A 23,637-nucleotide genomic window follows, 5' to 3' on the forward strand; every position below is an offset into this window, starting at 1 on the left:
ACCTTGTATGAGAGACCACCATGCCTTGCGTTTAATACGTCAGCACCATGCCGGCAAATGTAATTCCAGAGCCTGAGCCCGTGATCACCGCCAAATCACCGCGGACCAAACGATTCTGCTTAATCGCTTCATAGAGCGCAAGAGGTGTGGAAGCGGCCACACAGTTTCCATAACGCTCGAGGTTGCGCACAATCTTTTCTTCCGGGTACAGCAAGCTCAAGAAATCCAGCACCACTCGGCTAGGCTGATGCGGAATGACCAGCTTCAAGTCGTCCAGCGAGACGTAATCCTTGCACATGCCCCACAGCTTTTTTATAAAATTGGGTTGATACGTGAAGCCCACCTTCATCAGCTCGCTGCCATCCATTTTGAGATAATAATCTTCCGGCCTTGCATCCTTGCGGTTTGGGTTCATTCTTGTTCCGCCACCATGGACGGCACTGAAATCAGCAGCGTACCCATACGTCTCGAAAAGTGTGGCATAGACGCGGGAAGACTCTCCCTCCTTCGGCAGCGTGACGACAGCAGCAGTAGCTGCATCACCAAACATCGTGAAGTTTTCCGGTTTGGAAAAGTCCAGCGCACATGATGTGATATCGGAGGATACAATTAAAATATTGGTGTGCCGTCCCAAGTTCAGATAACTCAGACTTGTATCCAGCGCAAGCAAGAAGCTGAGGCACGAAGCGCTGACGCTCACAGCAGGAATGCCTGACTGGCCCAGCCCCAGCTCGCGCTGGAGAAGCGGTCCTCCATCGGGTACGATTTGATCGGGAGTGCCGGAGGCATTAATAATCAAGTCGATATCCTCCAATGTCAGACCGGCATCGGCGATCGCCTCTTTAGCCGCCTCTGCCCCCATATAAGCGGCGGTTTCATTATCAATCCAGCGGCGTTCACGGATGCCCTGCTTCTCTTCGCACCATCCCGGCGCAAGTCCGTATTGTTCTTCCAGCTCGCTGCTTAGTACCACACGCTTGGGCAAATAACGGCCGATCCCGGCAATTCGTAAACCTAAGGGCTTTCTGCTTGCTTCATTCAAAATGACTGACATAGTAAACCTCCTTGAAATATCTTTGTGTGGTTAACGTACATGCACTTGTTCATCTATTGAAGAGTCAATCTGCGAAGTAATCCATTCAGATAATTGCTGCAATGAAGGATATTCAAATAGCTTCATCGGATTGAGTTGCAATCCGAACTCCCGGTTCACGGCCTTGACCAGTTGAAGAGACAGAATGGAATCGAGGCCCAGCGTTGCAAATGCTGCACTCTCATCCATCTCCGTCTGTTCCATCGCAAGAATTTGAGACAGCATCGCTTTCAGATTTTGCTTAACCATTTTTGCAGCATCATTTGCACCATCATTTGCACCATCATTTGCACCATCAGGCGATGGACTCTCTGTTTGAACCTGTGTCTGCGGTTGATCGACGGATTTCTCCTCATAGTTCACAGTTGAGGAAATACAAGCAGACATCTGTTCCACCGTCGGAAATTCGATAATGGTCATCGGACTAAGCTGCAATCCGAATTGCTGGTTAAAGTGCTTGACCAATTTGATGCCAAGGATGGAATCGAGCCCCATTGCGGTAAATGGAACGTCATCCCTCATATCCGATTTTTCTAGAGACAATACGTCAGACAAAATCGTCCTTACCTGATCACGGGCCCACGCGGTTGTATTCTCCGCACCGGGTTCCTCGGTAACTGCGGACGCCACTTCATTGCCTGCAGATAACGACAAATCGTCAGCATACGGGGAATCCCCCATATCCTTCGCAATGTCCGGGGGAATGCGGGAATCGGCATCCTCAAGCTCATGCTGGCGCTGTCCCGTAATCCAGTATCTTTTCCGCTCCAGCGGGGATGTTGGCAGAGCCAATCGCTTGCGAGGTCCATCGACATGCAGCAGCCTCCAGTCGATTTCTGTTCCATTTACCCATGACTGGGCAAGCTCGGCTACCCTTCTCTCAGCAGCCAACCGCTGCAGATCATTGTTTTGAACGTTCTTCTCTGGCATCGGCTCGCTGTCTGATGTATGGATTCCAGCTTCATCACGAATCAGCCCATTGGTCTCCCCGGAACGATTCACATACTGGGTTAACCTCGCAATCAATTCATTCATATTGGCAGCAACGATCGCCAGTCTGCTCTTCATCGGCTCGCGGCCCGTTTGCAACGTATAACACAGATCACTAAGAGAGATCCCTTCAACCAGACCATCCTTCCTCGCGCATGACACGATTTCGCCTTTACCTCCAGTAAATCCCAACTCTGTTAATGGTGTCGGGTAGGTACTAGACAGATACTCAGCCGTTAATTTCAAAGATGGATTGGCCAATAAATCATTTAACTGAATATCAACGCTCAGCTCATTCTGAATGTGATCAGCCAATTGTGCCAAGGTCGTGATCGTTAAGCCGCAATCGGAAAAGTCGTCCGCGACGAGCAATTCGCCTGGATCAATCATCAGAACATCCGATGTCAGCTCCGCCAATTTTCCTTTCACCTTGGTTACGAGCATCTTGGATGAACTCTGCTCCGGTGCTCCTTCCGGAATCGCTTGCTGTAAAAACGACAGCATCTGCCCGGCATATTGCTGCAGGCCTGCTTCGTTTCTGGCCGAGAGTACAAAAATCTCGTCCTGGTCATGATTAGATTCGCCGCAAGGCACGTCGGAATTCACATATTCCTCTACAATGAGGTGTGCATTCACGCCTCCGAAGCCAAAGGAACTAATGCCGGCGATTCTCGCCTTTTCCTGTCCCGATTCATCCACCAATCGTTGCCACGGCCTAGTTTCTGTTAGCATATAAAAAGGAGAGTGCTGCAAATCAATATAAGGGTTGAGCTGCTGCAAATGCACGTTTTGCGGCAACTGCCCATGCTTCATCGCAAGTAGCACTTTAAAGAGCCCGGCGATTCCCGCCGCCGATTCCAAATGGCCGATATTGGTTTTCACCGATCCGACCGCACAAAAAGGCTCCTTCGGAGCCGATTCCCCGCGCCTGCGGAACACTTCGGCGAACGCCTTTTTTAATCCGTTGATCTCGATGGGATCTCCAAGGCTTGTGCCTGTTCCATGAGCCTCAATGTAGGTGATGCTCGCAGGATCGACCTTTGCATTCTCAATCGCATTCACAATAACCTCCGCCTGTGCATTCGGACTTGGAGCGGTCAGGGAATGGGTTCTGCCGCAGTGATTGATCGCCGAGCTTCTAATCACGGCATAGATGTGATCCCCGTCGGCTTCAGCCTGACTCAAAGATTTTAAAAGTACAGCACCGACGCCCTCTCCCCTGACATACCCGTCTGCACGTTTATCAAATGTTTTGCAGCGACCGTCAGGACTCAGCATTCCAGCCTTTTCGAATGCAATATAAAGCTTAGGACTTATGATTGCATTAACCCCGCCGGCAATGGCCGCTTGGCATGCTCCCGACCTAATCGCTTCCACCGCCCGATGAATCGCGACAAGACTGCTCGAGCAAGCAGTATTCACCGGTTCGCTCGGTCCGTGAATATTCAGCAGAAACGATATCCGGTTAGCCAATATTGAATGTGAATTGCCAGTAGGTATATGCGCCTCCAATGTATGCCCGCAATCATTTAACAGCTCGTAGTAGTCCATGTTGGAGACACCGACAAACACACCTGTATTCGTACCGGCAAAGTCGGAGATTTTGTAACCGGCGTCCCCTATGGTCTTCCAGACCGATTCCATGAACAATCGCTGTTGAGGGTCCATCAAGTTGGCCTCATGAGGAGAAATGCCGAATAGCGCCGCATCGAATTTATCGATTTCCTCCATAAATCCGCCCCATTTGATGGTCGTCCGATTTGCTCCCTCTGTGGCGTCGCCGTAATACTTCCTCCAATCCCAACGATCCGCCGGAATATCGGTAATCAGATCGTGCCCCTGTCCCAGATGTTCCCAGAAGACATCCAGATCCTTGGACTGCGCCATCACGCCGCTCATTCCGATAATAGCAACTGGTTCATGCATTCCATGGTTGCCCGCCGGCTCATCAGCCGCTTGACCCTGGTTGCGAGACCTTTCTGTGTTGTGATGAACCTTTGCTTCACCTTGGTTCACTTCGTTCAGGTTACCTAACTGAGCCTGGAAATAGTGCATGAAAAGAGTTTGATTCTCTTCGTATACACCCTTGGAAAAGCTCTCTACCGTTGAATATTCGTAAAAATGCGCCGGAGTGAGCGTTACGCGAAACTTCTCATTCATTAGATTGACGACTTCCGTAATACTTACCGAATCAAATCCCAGTTGATCGAATTCCTCATCCTTCTCGATATCCATCTTGCTGATTTTGAGGACTTGGCCTATCAATCTGATGATTTCCCGCTCCAGCAGCGGTATGATCTGTTCTTTGGCTCCGTCAGCAGCAGTCGTTGTGTTGGACTGTTGTACCTTTGCCAAGTGAAGTCCGAACTTTTCCTTGATCACGGCCGGATCGCCTTTGAGTACAACAAGCTGGGTTTCATTCATGGACAGCGCCGACTCGAATGCCGCAAGTCCGCTTTCTGTATCCAAAGCGCCAGTGCCCATCGTCCGGGTCAACAACTGTCTCGTTTGGTCATCAACGCTCATTCCGCCCTCTTCCCAGAGCGGCCAGTTGATCGACACGGTTTTGCCTTGGACTAGTCCCCGTTTTCTGAGCTGCTCCCTCGCCACCGCAAAATGATCCAAAAATGCATTGGCGTAGGCATAATCGGATTGCCCAAAATTCCCGAGCACTCCCGTTATGGAGGAAAAGAGAACAAAAAAATCAAGCTGTTCACTGGCCGTTATTTTACTCAGGACCGACGATCCATAGACCTTTGCCCGTTCAACCTGCTCCATCTCTTCCATTGTTTTATGCAAAATCAACGAATCGCGAACAACTCCGGCGCTGTGGATCACCCCATGGATCACGCCGAATTTCTTCTTCACGGCCTGGACCATATCTGTCATCGAGGATTCGTCGAATACATTACCCTGCACATACATGATTTCTGAGCCGATGCCTTCTAAATATTTGATTTTTTTCTTTTTCTCATCGGTAAGGCCTGACCTGCCGATCAGCACTAATCTGGCACGGGCCTTTCTCGCTAAATACTCGGCAAAAATCAACCCTAATTCTCCCGTTCCGCCGGTAATCAGATACACGCCGCGCTCCCTTAATACGGCTGAGCGATTAATGATGCCTGATGCATCTGCGACCTCTTGCAGCACAGCGATCCATCGTTCCCCCGTCCAGTAATCAACGGTAACTTCGACCTCATCCTTGAAAAGAAGTTCCCGCAGCAGGAGATCCGCCCACTCGCTTGCGGTTACTTGGTTCCAATCCGGAACGACAAGATTAAAGGTTCTGCCTGTTAATCTTCTGTATTCCTGGGAAACACTCTTGAAAAAACCGCTGACACCCGCATACTCGGCAATTTCGTGATCCTTCTTGCTCTCATAGGCAAAAAGCATCTGTATTTGCTGCTCATGCTTTTGCTCAATCAGTGCTTTGGAAAGATGGAACACGGAATGAATGCCCGCATCCAGCTTCTCCTTTAAAGGATGTCCGTCCGTGCCAGGCAGGTTGTACAACATGTGCACCAATTGCTGAGGGAGTCCCCGATGCGCTTGCCAATCCGCCACGAGACGGCGATAATCCTCAAGGCTGCAAATATCAATTTCATAACGTGTATCCGAGTATTTACGATAAACATTCCCCGGTCTTACCCACACGATTGCGGAGGCATCCCGCCCTGCAGACTGCCATCTTGCCTGTATTTCCTGATATACATCCTCCTCCGCGACGAATACAGCCATTGTGGACGGAGCGAGCGTTGCCGGATCAGCAGCAGATTGGGAGGATGCCTGCAAAACCTTGCGAAGATACATCAATGGTTCGTTGTTCCGCCTGTGAAACCCAACATTTTCACGGCTTCCTCTTCTTTCAAACTGCATATCCTTCATAGTGACCAGCAATGCTCCCTTGTCGTCCGTAATCTGAATTTGTACGCGTACGCTGCCGCTGTCTGGGTTTCTGCTTGTCAGCGATGCATGAACATAGAAGCGATCTTGCTGCAGCGGTCGGAAAATGTCGATTTGTCCAAGTGCGTAAGGTATATAAACCGCTTCAGTCCGTTCTCCCAGGATGATGCCCGCGCTCTGGAACGCCCCGTCGATGACGGCAGGATGCAGAACATATTGATCCATATCCCCGGACATATGGCGCGGAACGTTCAACATCGAGATCGCTTCTGTGTCGCTAAAGTCTATGGCTTCAATGATCCGGAGGCTTGGACCGTAGGCAATTCCGTTCCGTTCCAGCCTCATATACACGTCCTCGCGCTCCAAATGCTTCGAACATCTCGATCTGATCCGGCTTGCATCCATTGCTGGCATCGGTTCTGGACGCATTTCATGTTCCGGCTCCCCATCGTCTTCAAACAGTAGTTTGCCATACGAATACTTCACGGAAGCTTTATCCTCATTCATTGTCGTTACTTCATAACGAATAAGGCCATGTTCAGAAATGATCTCCGTATATGCCATGATGGACGAATGATCGGCAGACAACGGGCGGCTCCAGTAAATATCGCGTATTTGGCGGACCTTTCTGCCTTCGGCCAACTCCCCCGCTACCCGTGCCATCTCCAGATACACCGCCCCTGGCAGCAGCTCCTGTCCCTGAACACGATGATCAGCAAGCCAGTAATCCCGGCTGTTCAGACTGGTAGAGAATCGGATTCCCCGAAATGACGATATATTCGCGTGAATGACAGGGTGAAGCTGCTGGGCACCTGTCTCGTTCTTCACCGGCTCATACAGCGGGGTATTCTCATCGTCGTGAATCCAGCAGCGCTCCTGAAGAAACGGATATACCGGCAAGGAGACTTTTCGCGGCTTGTGATCATGACGATAAACGGCTTGCCAATCAAAATCCGCCCCCATAGCCCATAACTGCGCCAGGAATACATCATCACTTGCGTCGTTTAATCGGAATAATAACGCTTCCTCATCCTCATGTCCGATGATCGACTCCAATTGCCCGCGATGCTTTTTCGCGTTTCCCCGGAAGATCCCTTCGACCTCCTGCTTGACATCGCAAAAATCCTTTAATTTGGTAAGTAAATCCTCTTTATTGTACACGACTATTGCCAGACGCTCATTCATTGGCTCGCGGCCGGTTTGCAGCGTATATGCGATATCCGACAGATCCAGTTCCTCTTGATGATGCCGGACCAGAAAAGTGAGCAGATTCCGGGCATAGACGTTCAGCCTATCCTCGTTTTTGCCCGAAAGAACAATAATCCGTGTAGGCGAACCATGTGCTGTATATGGAGACCGCAGGTCCTCGGCCTCCTGCAGAATCATATGCGAATTCGCCCCTCCCGCACCAAATGCACTAATTCCGGCAATTCGGGGATATTCGGTATCCCTGCCGTTCTCACGGAGCACAGGCTTATTCCAGGCCGACAGCTCCCGCTGCACATAGAACGGGATGTTGTCGAAATCAATATTGCTGTTGGGCACATCCGAATGGATGGATGGAACCAACTGCTTATGCTTCATCTGAAGCAGAACTTTGGTCAAGCCTGCGATTCCTGCAGCCGATTCGAGGTGACCGATATTCGACTTGATCGAACCAATGGAGCAGAATTGGGTTTCATCCGTCTGCTCATGAAAAGCATTGGTCAGTGCTGTAATCTCAATGGGATCGCCCAAAGACGTTCCGGTGCCATGGGCCTCCAAATAACTGATAGCTTTCGGGTGAATTTGCGCTTTCTTTAACGTCTCCGAGATCAAGCTCGCCTGTGCCTTCGGATTCGGAACGGTATAACCGTTGGTTTTGCCGCCATGGTTCACCGAGATGCCTTTGATGACAGCATAGACGTGGTCGCCGTCCTTCAGCGCCTGTTTATACGGCTTTAACAAGACGGCTCCGACGCCTTCTCCAGGCACGTATCCGTCGCCACCTTCACCAAAGCTGCGGCAACGCCCGTCGCTGGAGACAAATTTCGTTCTGCTCAAGTTAATGTATTTGTTCGGATGAATCGTCAGATTCACTCCTCCTGCAACCGCTGTTTCGCACTCGCCTCTATAAATGCTCTCGCAAGCCAAGTGTATGGCGACAAGTGAGGACGAGCACATCGTGTCTAACGTAATGCTTGGTCCCTGAAAGTTAAACAGATAGGAGACCCGGTTCGCAATCGAAGCATAAAAGGAATCGCCAAAAAGCGCATTGCCGTTTACATTGCGCTGCATCAATTGATATTGGCCGTACATCACGCCGACGAAAACCCCCACTTTGCTGCGGCCAAGCGTTTCCCTTGTGTAACCGGCATCTTCCAAGGTATGCCATACTGTTGACAAAAACAGCCGTTCCTGCGGGTCCATAAACTCCGCTTCCTTTGGCGAAATATTAAAGAACCGCGGATCGAACTTATCCACATCGTCAATAAAGCTTCCCCACTTGCTGTACGTTTTTCCAGGCTTATTCGGGTCCGGGTCGTAAAACTGGCGGTGATCCCATCTCTCTGCAGGTATTTCTACAATGCAGTCCTTTCCCGCCTTCAAATTATCCCAAAATTGCTCCAAATTCTCTGCCATCGGATACTTGCCGCTTAGACCAATGATGGCAATATCCCGATCCTCGTCGGGTTTATTAATTTTGTCCGCCTCCTCTCTCCTCGATCCTTCTGTCGCCTGAGAGGCCATGTCAGCTTGATTCGGAGCCCCGCTGGAGTTGGAATTCACCGCAGAAACTTGTTTTTTTCTAATGATCGTGTCCGAGTGCTTTTCCAGAAAATAAGTGCCCAGCTCATCCAAGGTCTGATATTCAAAGAACAAGGTTTTGGACAATGGCCCAAAGTCCCTCTCCAGTTCTTTGTTCAGATCAAGAATCATCAACGAATCAATTCCGTACTTTTCCAGTGCAACGCGCGGCTTAATTCTGGAAACCGGAATCTTGGCTACCCGAGACAGCACCTCTTTTAAATAATCAATAATCGCTGCTCTCATATCAAGATCGGTATCCACCGCCTGCTCGGATGCGCCGTTCGATCGCTTCATGGCTGCCATTGCCGCTGTAGTTGCCGCCGGCTGTGCTTCCGTTAAAGCGGCAGCTTCATTTCCGTATGCATGATCAGACGCTTGGCCCGCATTTTCTGTAACAATAATCAGGTTGGAAGAATCCAGCCGAAGTCCGTCCTCAAATGCCTGAATCCCTTGTGTGCTTTCGATCATCTCTAGGCCTAGCGTATCGCGCATCCAGCTCGACGTTTCCGCTGTCACTGTCATGCCCGCATCTTTCCATTTAGGCCAGTTAATCGAGAGCGTTTTGCCTTGCCGACTGCCGCTTGCACGGTAACGATTCCTTAATTGCGCAAAATAATCCATGAAGGCATTGGCATACGTATAATCGCATTGTCCCAGATTGCCGCTCACCGCTGCATAAGAGGAGAATAAAACAAAGAAATCAAGCGGCTCATCTTTGAGCGCATCGTCCAGATACCAAGTCCCCTGGATTTTAGGGGCAAGCACCTCTGCCGCTTCCTGTTCCCGTTTTCTCAAAATAAATGAATCTCGTACGGTGCCGGCTGCATGAAGAACCCCGTCGATCCTGCCAAATGAGGATTTCACTTGCTGCACCAGGTTTCGGACGCTCTCCTTATCGCCCATATCCGCCTGCATATAGGTGATCATTGCGCCCGATTCCCGCATATTGGTCAGTCTCGCCGCCTGTTCTTCGCTCAGCATTGAACGTCCAGCCAGAATAACGTTAGCCTGATAGGTGTTCTGAAGATGCTCGGCAAAAATAAAGCCCAGCCCGCCAGCGCCGCCTGTAATCAAATAAGTTCCCTTAGGTTTGATGCGAACAACATCCGCACTTCGCTCTTGAGCACTAATTTCTCTCATCGTGCGCGAATACCTAGAGCCATTTCTATAGCGAACGTCCGCATCCTGCCGGGCCTCCGGCTCAAGCTCCTGAGCCAAAATGTCCGAAAGTCCGTTGCCTTGATGGGTTAGCACAAGCTCGTCTACACCCAGCGTGCCATATAACAGATTGGGATTTTCCAGCCGTGCTGTTTTGGCAAATGCGCCTATCGCCGCATATGCCGGGATCAGCTCATGCGGATGATCCGGGTAGACATAAATTACATGCAGCTCCTCTTTCAGTCTTTGAGCAAGCAAGGCTTGCGTAATATGCAGCAAAGAGTAGAAGCTTGCATTTAGCTGTTCCTCCAATTCGTTGATGCCGGATGGCCTATGCATTGAATACGCATGGATGATCGCAGATGGGAAGATATTTTCTGAAGACAAGGCGATTAGGACCTGCTCATAATCTGTCTTGTTTCCTGGATTAATCTCATATACGTCTTTGCCCAGATGGCGATACCTTAGGCCCGGTTTCACCAGAATCATTCTGGATTGAGAATGGAGCCTGCGCTGCAAGGCATGCCACACTTCAGCCTCTTCGCCGAATACCAGAACATTTCCCCGGTAACCGTCCGTTACAGGTCCTGCCCATTTTATTGGTTGGCTCATCCATTCCTGCCTCGCATAGGAGATAAGCGGCTCTTTTCGTTCCGTATGAATCGCTCGTATCGTAAAATCCTTCAGTTGTGCCAATAACCGCCCTTCATGATCCAGCAGCTCAATATGAAACTTTTGGATCTGCGCTTCCGCTTTGATACGATCGCCTGAGAATGCCACGTAGACGTAGCACTCCTCCGTCAGGGAGTGGAACATTTCCAGCTCTCCCACAGCATAGGGCATGAAGGAAGCGTTATCTACTTTGACCGACATGCCCAGCAACTCTACAGAAGCTTGCAAGGCTCCGTCAATCAGGGAAGGATGTAAGCCGAACGCCTCGAAATGCTCCCGGCATTCTGTCGGCAGTTCCAGCCGGCCCAGACACTCGTGATGGTTCAGCATCAATTCTTGAATCGGCTGAAAGGATGGTCCATAACGGAATCCGCGTTCCTCGAAATCGTCATAGATGTCATGCTTGCTCCGAACGTATGGACAAGCCTGGCGAATGGATTCGATATCCGTCATTGTGTTGTCCGGAACCTTTTCCATGATGTTTGCATCCTGATAGACCAGTTCTCCTTGCGCATGCAGCCTTCGCTCTTGCTCTGTGCTCACCGAATGGATCTCAAAATCCACGTTGCCCGCTGCGGGACGAAGGGTGATCTCGGTCCGCACATTCCCGCTGTCAGCAACAAGAGGTCTTGCCCAAACGACATTGCGGAGCTTTCCGACCTTTTGTTCTCCAACGATCTCGCCGGACGCTTTAGCCATTTCCAGATATGCTGCACCAGGGAATACCAGCTTTCCTCCCACGATATGATCTTTCACAAAAAATTCATCCCCCGAAAAATCGGAGATGCATTTGATATCCGTTAGCGTAGAGCCGTTCCAATGGACCAACGGATGAAGCTGATTCACAGGAGGCCTGGATTTCTTCGTCCGTACCCAATGTCTCTCACGTTCAAAAGAATAGGTTGGCAGCGAAATCCGGCGCGGTATACGGCCATGATAGAGAAGCTTCCAATCCATCGACGCGCCCTCGGCCCACAGCTCGGCAAGTTTTGGGTAATCGGCAGCGGCCACGGCAGCCTGAATGGACGCTTCCAGATTTGCATGGTTTCGGGGGATGCTTTCATCATCCAAGCTGCCCCTATACATGACTTGTGCCCCGCCCGTTCCATGAAGCACTTGTCTCAAGCCATGCCGCAATTCCTGGATGGAGGATACGACGAAAACCAGCCTCTCTTCCATAGGCTCTCTCCCCAATTGGAGCGTTGCTGCTACCTGATCCAGTTGGAGATGACTTGACCCGTCCTCTGCAATAGAACGCTCCATATAATCCAGTAGAGATCCAGCGTATCGTTGCAGGGAAGCTGTGCTTTTCGCGGAGATCGGCACAATCCATGTCCCTTCATGTGCTTGCTTGGGGAACGATGGCAAAGAGATCACTTCCTCTAAAATGATATGTGCATTGGAACCGCCGGCACCAAAAGAACTGACGCCAGCAATCCGCGGGATGCTATCGCCCTGTTCATCCGTTAATCTTGTCCATTCTTGTGTCCTATCCACAATATAGAAAGGACTTCCCTTGAGATCGATGTACGGATTGATCTGGTTCACATGCAGACTGGCTGGAATCTGGTTATGCTTCATCCCCATAATTAATTTTAGAATGCCGGCTATGCCCGCGGCCGCCTCCAAATGACCTATATTGGATTTCACCGAACCTAGCCCACAGTAAGCCTGCTTCATCCGATGCTTCCCTGTCTTCTCCGTCATCTTTTGAAATGCCGCCTTAAGTCCGTTAATCTCCACCGGGTCGCCAAGAATCGTTCCTGTTCCATGTGTTTCGATGTAGCTGACCTGATCAGGAGAAATATTTGCTGTTTCGTAAGCTTTCACAAGAAGCTCGGCCTGTGCTCTGGCATTCGGCGCTGTCAACGAATTGGATCGGCCGCCATGATTGACCGCGCTCCCCCGAATAATGGCGTGTACCGGGTCACCATCGGCGATCGCCTTACGCAGCGGCTTCAATAGGATTGCTCCGGCACCCTCCCCGCGCACAAAGCCATCAGCTTTATGATCAAAGGTTTTGCATCGGCCTTCTTTGCTCAGCATGCTGGCTCTGCTAAAAGCAATATTCATGCGCGGGCTGGCGATTACACTTACTCCGCCCGCAATGGCCATATCACAATGACCATGCTTGATATCCTCTACAGCATGATGGATGGCAACCAGCGAGCTGGAACATAACGTATCAATAGGCTCGCTAGGGCCATGCAAATTCAGCAGGAAGGATATCCGGTTAGGCAAAAACGCATGCGTATTGCCAAAAACGCCCTGGGTTTCAATCGCTTCCATGGACTCATTCAAAACGTCGGCGTAATCCCTGTTGGTCATCCCTACGTAAACTCCGGTGTTGCTTCCCGACAGATCCGACGATTTATAACCGGCATCTTCAATCGCTTTCCAGACAACTTGCAGGAAAATGCGCTGCTGCGGGTCCATCAATTCCGCTTCCTTCGGAGATATGCCAAAAAAGAAGGCGTCGAATCTATCGACCTCTGTCATGAAGCCGCCCCACCTGGAATCCGTTTTATTCGGTTCGTCCGGGGAATCACTGTAAAACTTTTTCCAATCAAAACGGTCCGGCGGAACCTCGGTGATCAAATCCCGCTCATCCTCCAGATTTCTCCAAAAGGTCTCCAGATCGTTGGATTGGGGCATCACCGCACTCATGCCGATGATCGCAATTAATTCATCTGCGGAGGATTCTGCCTCCATGCCCTCATTGCCGGGATCAGCGGCAGTATACGGTCTTCGAAATATGGAGGTCTCCTTCGAAACATCCATTGATGTTCCGCTATCCCCCGCTGCTTCGGCACCCCCGGCAGGCCCAAGGTCAGTGGCATAATATTGTTCAACAGAGCTTCGATATCGTTCAAGCAGCAGCCGGCTGAACGTAACTAATGTAGGCTCCTCCAATTCGAAAAAGATGGCCGGGGTCAGATCGGATGCATACAAATCATTGATGTGATTGGTAAATTCAGTGAAACTGATGGAATCGAATCCGTACAAGTTCATGTTTCTGTTTACATCTATCTTGTCCGCGGACATCTTCAGAACGGCCGAAGCCTGCTGCACCACCTCCACCTGAACCAACGAGAAGAGCTTCTCTTGCAGCATATCCTCCTCTTCTGTCGCGGCAATCTCCGCTACCTCCACATGAGGCTCGGAATGATCTTGCCCAGCCGATGCTTCAGCTAAGCGGCGTTTGATCTTGTCCGAATCCTTTTCCAGAACCAATAGCTGGCTATAGCTGCTTCGCAACGATGCTTCAAAGGCCGCTACGCCCGTTCTTTTTTCCAGGGGCTGCACACCGAAATAATTCGTGATGAACGTTTGTACCGCATCCGATACCTGCATGCCTCCTTCTCTCCAGAAGCTCCAATTTATCGCCAGCGTTTTGCCCTTTCGCAGCTCCCGGTTACGTAGCGAATCGCGATAAGCAGCAAACGCGTCTAAAAAACTGTTTGCATAAGCATAATCGCTCTGCCCTGCATTGCCTAATACCGATGATATGGACGAAAACAGCACGAAAAATTCCAGAGGTTCCTTTTGGAAGACAAGATCCAGATGAAGCGTCCCCGGCACCTTGGCAGCGATCACTGCCTTGAAGTCGTCCACATGCTTATGAATCAGCATATCATCGCGTAATTCGCCGGCAGCATGCACAATGCCGTTTAATGGTCCGTACCCGCTTCGAATTTGTTCAGCCAGTGCTTCCACTTCTTCAAGCTTGGTTATGTCCGCCCGGATGTAATGGATCTCGCATCCCTTCTGGCGCAGGCGATTCAGCGTGTCTTCCTTCTCCTTCGTTAGTTCGGATCTTCCTGTCAGCACGACACGAGCTTTCGTGACATACGCCAAATGTTCGGCAAAAATAAGGCCAAGACCGCCAAGACCGCCTGTGACTAAAACCAATTGGTCTTCTCTTACCTCGAACCTCCCTGGCTCAGGCAATTCAAGCATTGCCTGCTCATAAGTCTCCACCAAGCGTAAATCACCCCGATAGCTCACAAACGGCTCGTAAGAAACCGTGCTGGACAGTTCTCTCAGAGCAATATCAGCCAAACGCCCCAAGGCGACTGCTTTTGACAGCCCGGATGGGACCGCGTATTCAATCAGTTTGGGATACACCTTGGAATTTTCAAGGCGAATCGTTTTGAACATACCCTTGAGCGCAGCGAAGAAAGGCCGCGCCTGCCGCTCATCCGATAAAGTACAGCAGCCTACTTGTATTGCATGCCCAAATTTATGCTCCGTCACGGATTTGCATAAATGAAAGAGAGGATACACTCCAAGATCCAACTGCGAACTCCGATCATGCTCCATATTATCGGCATCGCTTTGTGAAGGCCATAGGTAGATGATTTGGGCAGGCTCTTGCCCTCTGTTGCTTAAATCGAGCAGAAGCCGCTGATAATCTCCATATTCGCCGGGACGAATTGTGTACCCCTGTCCGCCCAGTGATTCAAACCGTTCACCGGGCATCACCAAGATCGGCGCTGGTACGCCGCTCTGGTCCGCATGCAAATTCAACCGCAAATAATGGGCGAAAGAAACATCGTTATCAAAAACCAACACGGGACCCGATACTCTCCGAACACTGTCTGGCAATTCCATAGGCGTTAACACAGGGCTGTAAAAAACAGGTTCGATCCGATCGGCTTCAGCCCCCCGCTTGTCCGCATCCTGCTGTACCGACCTAGTCGAGTATCCTCTAAGCCGGGCAACGATTTGCCCGGTCTCATCCGTCAAGGTGATATCATAGCGCTGTCCGGCCTTCCCTGCAGCTTGTTGATCTGCGCTTAATGCCAAATACGAGTAGCAAATCTGTGGCAATGGACTCCAAATTTCCAGTTCATTCAAAGAGAATGGCAAAAACGGAATATTATCCGAACGATCTTTCTTGAAAGATAGCCCTGCCAGCGTTTGCAATGCTCCTTCCAAAATCGAAGGATGAAGTACGAAATCGAAAGACCCTTCTTCCATTCCCGCTGGAAGCGCAATGACGGCCAAGGCTTCACTATCTGAATAATATAGCTCTCTGATCGGCTGAAAGGCGGGGCCATATTGATAACCCAACTGCCGGAACTGATCGTAGAATTCTTGGTGTGTTCTTTTCCCGCCGCATCGCTGCTTAATAGCGCTTAAGTCCAAATAGCCAGCCTCGGATAACGCCGCTGCCGGATCTTCGTACACCATGCTTCCTTGGGCATGGAGAGTGTCCGCTTCATCCCCGCTTTGTCCGGTCCGAACGCTGAAATCTACTTCTTGGGCTCTTGGTGACAGGTGGATATAGACATCCTCACCGTCCGCCTTGACTTCAATGGGCCTGATCCACACCAAATTCCGCATCTTGCGAATTTTGGCTCCTCGGTTGGCTAAGCTGCCCGCCATTCTGGTCATCTCAAGATTGACCACGGCCGGCAAGATTTTGCTGCCCATTACGACATGTTCACCAATCAGCTGCTCTTGATCACTGAAATGCTTTTTATAACGGACTTCGTATAAATCCGATTCGTTACTGTCAATAAGCGGCGTTAACGGCTTTGAATGGCTACTCGTAGTTGCGCGAGATGGCGGGCGATAAGAAGATACCCAGTATCTCTCCTTGGCGAACGGATATGTCGGCAGGCTTGCTTTCTTCGGCATTCCGTCCGGATATAGAATGTTCCATTGCATATTCACTCCAGCAGTCCACAGTCTTGCCAGTTTGTGCAGATCATTCTGGTTAAACAATATCGTGAAATATTCGACTCCGGCCTCACCGTCAAACATGCCCCGATAAAAATCTCCACCCTGACTTGAATTGCCGCTATAAATTCCGTCCGCTGGCTGCTGATTCAGATACTGCTGTAGCTTCTCTCCCAGTTCATCCACCGTTCGAACGATAAAAGCAAGCCTTTCTTCCATTTCCTCTCTGCCCGATTGCAGCGTACAGGCGATTTCTTGAAGAGATGGCTGCGGTAAGCTTTTGTCGATGTTCATTCTCACAATAAACTCATGCAAATTCTTGGCATACGCAGCGAGTCTGTCCTTGTTTCTGGCGGATAACGGAATGATTTGCAGTTCCTCGCGCACCCTATTACTCTCCGGGTAAATATATTCTTCAAGCACAATATGGGCATTGGCACCACCAAAGCCAAGGGAGCTGACTCCCGCTCTTCTAGGAATTTGCCGGTTCTGCTTATCTGTAAGCCGTGTCCAGTCTCGATTCTTACTGACAAGATCGAAGCAGGAATCGTCCAGGCTGATATAAGGATTCATTTCTTCGAGATGCAAGTTAGCCGGGATACGTCCCGCCTTCATAGCCAGCACAACTTTCAGGACGCCCGCGATGCCTGCTGCCGCTTCCAGATGGCCAATATTCGTTTTCACCGCTCCCAAACCGCAGTGTATTTGCTCCGTACTTCCTTTACCCCATTGCTCGTATAACTCGGCAAATGCCGTTTTTAATGCTTCCACCTCAATGGGGTCGCCCAGCTTTGTGCCGGTTCCATGCGTCTCCATAAACGTGACCGTTGAAGGATCAATGCCCGCTTTCCGGTATACATCGCACAGCAGTTCCGTCTGGGCCTCCGGATTCGGAGCAGTCAAAGAATTGGATTTGCCGCCGTGGTTAACGCCGGTACCTTTAATCACCGCATGAATCACGTCTCCGTCGCGAATGGCTTTGCTAAGCGGCTTCAACAGAATGGTTCCGATCCCCTCGCCCCGTACATAACCGTTAGCCGACTTGTCAAATGTTTTACATTTGCCGTCCGGGCTAAGCATTCCGTTCTTGCTCAGCGCCAGATACAGATAAGGGCTTAAGATCAAATTCACCCCTCCGGCAATAGCCGTCTCGCAGTCTCCGTTATGAATGGCTTTAACGGCTCTGTCTATTGCAGTGATGGAACTGGAGCAAGCCGTATCGACAACTTCGCTCGGCCCGTTCAGATTAAACAAATAAGAAATCCGATTCGATAACATCGAGTTGGCGAATCCAGACAGCGTATATCCATCCGAGATTACTTCATGGTCACGTATCAAATCCCAGTAGTCCGAGTTGATCGCGCCTATGAACAAACCCGTTTTTGTTCCCGAAAAATCGCTCGGCTTGTAGCCGCTATCCTCGAATGTTTTATACACGGCTTCGAGAAGAAGCCTCTGGCGAGGGTCCATGTATTCGGCTTCCCTTGGAGAAATGCCAAAAAAACCAGCGTCGAAACCAGCGACGTCGGTCAAGAATCCACCCCATTTGGAATCCGATTTATTGTCCTCCTTGCGCGGGTTGCCATAATATTCGCGATAATCCCAGCGCTCTTCAGGAATTTCGGTAATCATGTTTTTGTTGTTCATCAGATTATCCCAGAATGAAGCTAGATCAGGAGACTCAGGCATCCTGCCATACATTCCGATAATTGCAATCGGCTCCTTCACTTGGGAGTTGCTCTGATCTTGTTCTGCATTCTCCACAGACTTTGCTGCCTGCTCACGTTCAAACGAAGCCTCATGCGCTCTTAAAATTCGTTCCGGAGCTTGGCTGACCAAATACTCCGCAATCATGGAAACCGTGTAAAATTTGTAGAAAATGACCGCCGGAATGTCCATTTCCAACTTGGCGTTCAGGAGCATGGCCAAATTCGTGAACAAGACAGAATTGAAACCGTACGCGCCAAGATTCATGCCGGAGTTGATCCCGTCCTCGTTACTGTTCAGCACTTCCGCCGCCGTCTTGAGAACCAGCTGCTCTGCAAGTTCTTTCAAGCCGCTTGGCTGCGGTACGTTAACTTCCTGCATCCGTGCTGAAGAGCCAGATGACACACTCAAATGTCTTGACTGCTGCTCTGCCGACTGCCTTGCTGAGCCGTAATCCATCCCATACGTCGTTTGAATTTGTTCCATATCCATGAGAGACAATTGTTTACGGTCAACCTTCAAATTCGGCGTCATCGGGAACGCGCGCAGTCCTATAAAAGTAACTGGAATCATATACGCGGGCAAGCGCTCCAGCAATCTCGTCCGCATCATGTTTTCATCAAGGAGCGAATAACCACTTTGCAAGCTATAATAGGCGACAAGTTGAAGCAGGTCCGGTTGGTCTTCCCGCAGAGCCACGATCGCTCTGTCTATGCCCGGAATCGTCTGCAGCAAGGCTTCGACTTCTTCTGGCTCTATGCGGTAGCCTCTAAGCTTGATCTGGTTGTCCATCCGTCCAATAATCGCAATTTTGCCATCCTCATGGCGTACAGCTAAATCACCTGTCCGGTACATAAGCTTTCCCTGCTCAAATGGATCGGGCACAAACTTCTGTATGGTCAAATCGGGGCGATTCAAATATCCCTTGGCCAATCCATCCCCGCCGATGCATAATTCACCTGCTACACCCTCAGGCACCGTATTCAGCTGCTCATCCAGAATATACAACTGCGTATTGAGCACAGGCCGGCCGATGCTAACCCGTTCCCCTTGTCGCAGCCTGAAGACGGCAGACCAGATGGTCGTCTCTGTCGGCCCATACAAGTTCCATACCTCATCGCACCGGGAAAGGAGCTCCCCAGCCATATTTTGACTCAAATTCTCTCCACCGCACAAAATTCGGAATCCTTGTTTGCCAAGCCAGCCTGCCGCCAGCAGCATCTGCCACATAGCAGGCGTCGCCTGCATCACAGTTGCTGTGCTGCGTTCGATTTTCTCTCTCAGTTTAACGCCATCTTTCGTAATCGTTTCAGGCAATATCTCGACCTTTCCACCGCACACGAGCGGCAGGAACAGCTCCAATCCCGCGATATCGAAACAGAGGGTCGTGACCGCAAGTAGATGATCGTTCCTATTCATTCCCGGCTCTGCAGCCATCGAAAGCAGGAAATTGGTCAAACTGCGATGAGTAATCTGCACACCTTTGGGCCGGCCAGAAGACCCGGATGTGTAAATGACATATGCGATACGCTCTTCGTCGTCCCCAGGTTGAGACGGCCATATTTCATGCTCGGTTTTGTTCAAAGACATCTCATGAACGTTGAAAATTTCCCCAATAAAATAAGGTAATTTATCTTTATTCTCGGTATCGCTCCATATATAAGATAACTTCGTATCTTCGATGATATATTCAATCCGTTCCCGTGGGAATAGCGGATCAAGCGGAATATAGGAAGCCCCGGCTTTTAATACGGCAAGCACCGTCACCAGCATTTCGATGGACCGATTGAGAAAAATTCCGACGTAATCCTCTGGTTGAACCCCCTTGCGTCTCAGGTATTGCGCCGAATGATCAACCTCGTCCATAAGCTCACGATATGTGAGCACCGACTGGCCAAAGATCAATGCTTCCTGATCCGGCGTTCTGGCTGCTTGCTCCTCGATCAAACGTATCACGTTGTGATAACGGGGTAGCTGGCCGGAGAAATGATGCATATTGTCTTGTCTATCGCTGAATTCTCCGGAAAGTTCCGGTTCTGCCTTATGCAGCTCGGATTTATTCACGGCGATGTCCGGCTGCTTGAACGTCTTGAACCAGAAGCTGCGCTTGTTGAACGGATAGGTGGGCAGCGATATTCGGTTCGGCAGTTGCGCCCCGTACAGTCGCTCCCACTGGACATTTGCTCCCTGAACCCACTGCCGGGCAACCGTTACCGTGTCATAAGCATCAACGGCATGCTTTCCTGCTGTGGTATGTGCAGAGCCTCTATATCTATGGACCGCATCCATTGTTGAACGGTTAATATATCCTTCAAGAAGTGTCCGGAGCTCTTCCTGATCATGTACAATCATTGCAAGGCGCTCGTTCATTTCCTCACGGCCCACTTGCAAAGTAAAAGCCAGATCCGCCATGGATAATTGACCGTGAAGAGGCTTCTTCACATAGTCAAGCAGTTTGACCGCGTACTGATCCAATGTGTGACCATCCCTGGCCGACAGCACAATCACATAATCATTCATAGTTACCTCGCTTTGCGGGCGAACATATTCCTCCAATACCAGATGGGAATTGGTCCCGCCAAAGCCAAAAGAGCTGACGCCTGCTCTGCGCGGGATCGCCGCACCGCCTGCAGGACGGGTACGAGGCCACTCGATCGTTTCCTTCACGATGTAGAACGGACTCGCTTCCAGAGAAATATAGGGATTGAGCTCGCGGACATGCAGGCTGCCCGGGAGCTTGTTATATTTCATCCCCATCAGTACCTTGAACAGACTTGCCATACCGGCAGCTTCCTCCGCATGTCCGGCATTCGATTTTACCGATCCGATCCCGCAATAAGGCGTCTCAGGCATCGGCTTATTGTGAGACATTCTCTTAAAAGCGCCATCCAATGCCATCACTTCGATAGAATCTCCAAGCGGGGTAGCCGTGCCGTGAGTCTCCACATAACTGACAGTATGCGACTCTACTCCGGCCCGCCGATAAGCATCAACCAGCAGCTCCTCCTGAGCCGTCGGATTCGGTGATGTCATGGAGTTGGAGCGCCCTCCGTGGTTGACCGAGCTGCCACGAATGACCGCATAGATCTGATCGTGATCGGCTATCGCTTTAGCCAGCGATTTGAGCAAAACAACGCCTACGCCCTCGCTTCGAACATAGCCATTGGCCTCCTTGTCAAACGTCCGGCAGACCCCATCCGGCGACAAGACTTTGCCTTTATTAAAAGAAATATGCATATCCGGTGAAAGGATCAGATGCACCCCACCTGCCAGCACCAATTCGCATTCCCCATGCCGGATCAGGCTCGCCGCTTTGTGAATGGCAACAAGGGAACTGGCACAAGCGGCATCTACGACTTCGCTTGGACCAAGGAAATTGAACAGAAAAGAAATACGGTTAGCCAGTATAGCATTGGAACTGGCTGTCGAGCTTTGTTCTTCGATCTTCACATTATGCTTGTTCATAAGTCGATAATATTCGGATGAGCCTGCTCCAATAAATACGGCTGTTGACGAGCCGGATAAATCGGATACTTTATATCCTGCATCTTCGATCGCTCTCCAGGCTGCTTCAAGCGTCAACCGCTGCCTGGGGTCCATCATGTTGGCCTCATGCTCGGAAATCCCGAAGAAATCCGGATCAAATTGATCAATATCTTCGATGAATCCCCCCCATTTTATATTGGTCTTATTTCTCTCCGCATATGGATCGCCATAGTATTCCCGCCAGTTCCAACGCTCAGAAGGAATTTCGGATGTCAACTGACGCCCTGCCTCCAGATGATCCCAGAACGTCTCCACATCGGGAGACCCGGGAAAAGCGCCACTGATTCCAATAATGGCAACGGCATGGTTATCGTCATGATTCGAAGGATGGTTTGGCTTTTTCTCGTTCAGCCAATTCCAATCCAGCAGCGAAGGGGCAGCTTCAGGCTGAGCCTGCTGATCGGATCCTTTATCATCGCCCGCTTGTACATCTGCGAGAGAAGCTGTCTCGATTTTCGTAGCCGACTCGTGCTCCAGCGTTGCGGCTTGATCCGAATAAGCCTCTGCCTCCAGCTCCAACTGATGGAACCGGAAAATTTCCTCATACTGTTTACTGAACAAATAGTCAACCAGTCCTGTTAGCGTCCTATACCTGAAAAAGACGACTGGTGTAATTTGGATGCCGTATTTGGAACTGATTTTATCCGCAAATATCGTCAGAGAGATGGAATCAAACTGAATGCCTGAAGCCGAATCCAGACTAAGCGAGAAATCCGGAGCAATTTCCTGCTCATCAATGCTTAACGTTTCCGCAACCTGGTTCTTGATTCCTTTCTGTAACAGGCTCCAAACCTTCTGTTTCACAGCCTCATCCGCCGCGACAAGCTTTCGTCCCAGCGGACCGCCCGCTTTTTCCTTTCGAATGTTCAACGATTGCAATAATGTATTGGGATCTCCGCTGTTGCCAAGCAGCATACAGGTAATTCCGAACCTTCTGGACTGATGTACAAGAAGCTGTCTTAATGCCAGAAAACTGCCGCTGAAAGCATGATTTTCCGCCTGTTGCCGTGCCCGCTCCGTATCGTCCCGGTCCTCTGTTTCCGGACTTAGCACCATATAGAAATCCAAAGGAATATTCCCCGTAGCGTCCTCCAGCAACAATAGCCCCTCCAAATTTTGTTCGGAGGACAAATCATCCGTTGAATCCAAAAAGTGAAAAACCCCATGGATGCCATAGAATTTCTCCTTTATTTGCTCTATTAACGCATGCGCCTCTTCATGGTTGCCTATTTGTATGGATGAGCTTTGCAGTCGACCCTCGTCAACCCATACCTGCTGCTCCGGAAGCGGATTTCTGCCGCCAATAACCATGAGTTTGCCTTCTATTTTTTCCATCAACCGAGCAGCCAGCCTCCACCCATCGCCCGCTTCATTATTCGCAATCAAATATACACCGTTGTTTCTCACAAAGACCTGATCCGTAGAAGAAGACGGCTGCACAAGCTGCAATATTTCCCGCTGTCCAAGATCGTTGTAGTGGTAGCTGCCCGGGGTGCTGTCCCCTTCCATTGCAAGCGCGTCCATAAAAATATGGCAGGCCTGCGATTTATTTTCTAATTGATGTGAGAGATGAATGCTGTAAAAGGGGTACTGCGACTGTGCTTCAGGAAGATGAGCATACCTGCCGTAAGCCAAAAGATTGTGAGGTTGCACATCCAATTGTTCACCGTGGTGCGCATAATAAATGGAGGTTTGACAATCGCATTTTAATAACACCATGGATTGCGTGAGTGCGTCGATCGAGCCAATGCCGAGCACTAGACCTCGCTTTAGAAGTTTAAGAAACCGGTTAATATTTCCGTGATATTTATAGTCAAGTGTTGAGCACTCGTAGTTCCACAAATGCAAAATCTTCTTAACATTTCCGAATCTGTAAATAATATCAGATAACAAACGAACATAATCGCCTTGATCGAAAGGGTTGATTTGATAAATCATGTTACCGAGCTGATTGTATATGTCGCCTGGCTTTACCAATATGAATAGGCTGCGGCTGGAGCATTGGCTCATTGAATTCTGCACCAATAACTCATAAATATCATCTCTTCTGGCAAATACGAGAATAACTTCTTTCACAGTTCTCACCTCTT

General features: G+C 50.0%; 2 protein-coding genes. Both read right to left on the reverse strand.

What is annotated here, in order from left to right; translation table 11 throughout:
* Positions 1-31 precede the first annotated feature (31 nt).
* Positions 32-1,054, reverse strand: a complete 1,023-nt coding sequence (locus tag ACWGOO_RS01470; protein ID WP_452480875.1) for a 3-oxoacyl-[acyl-carrier-protein] synthase III C-terminal domain-containing protein — start codon at positions 1,052-1,054, stop codon at positions 32-34.
* Positions 1,055-1,084: 30 nt separating this feature from the next.
* A complete protein-coding gene (locus ACWGOO_RS01475) occupies positions 1,085-23,623 on the reverse strand; it encodes an amino acid adenylation domain-containing protein (protein ID WP_452480877.1) in 22,539 nt (7,512 codons plus the stop codon).
* Positions 23,624-23,637 lie beyond the last annotated feature (14 nt).

Source organism: Paenibacillus sp. NPDC055715, assembly GCF_053617595.1.

What these genes read in the sequence shown, in the direction of transcription:
- ACWGOO_RS01470 (WP_452480875.1), bottom strand. Translation starts at nt 1,054, where the DNA reads ATGTCAGTCATTTTGAATGAAGCAAGCAGAAAGCCCTTAGGTTTACGA.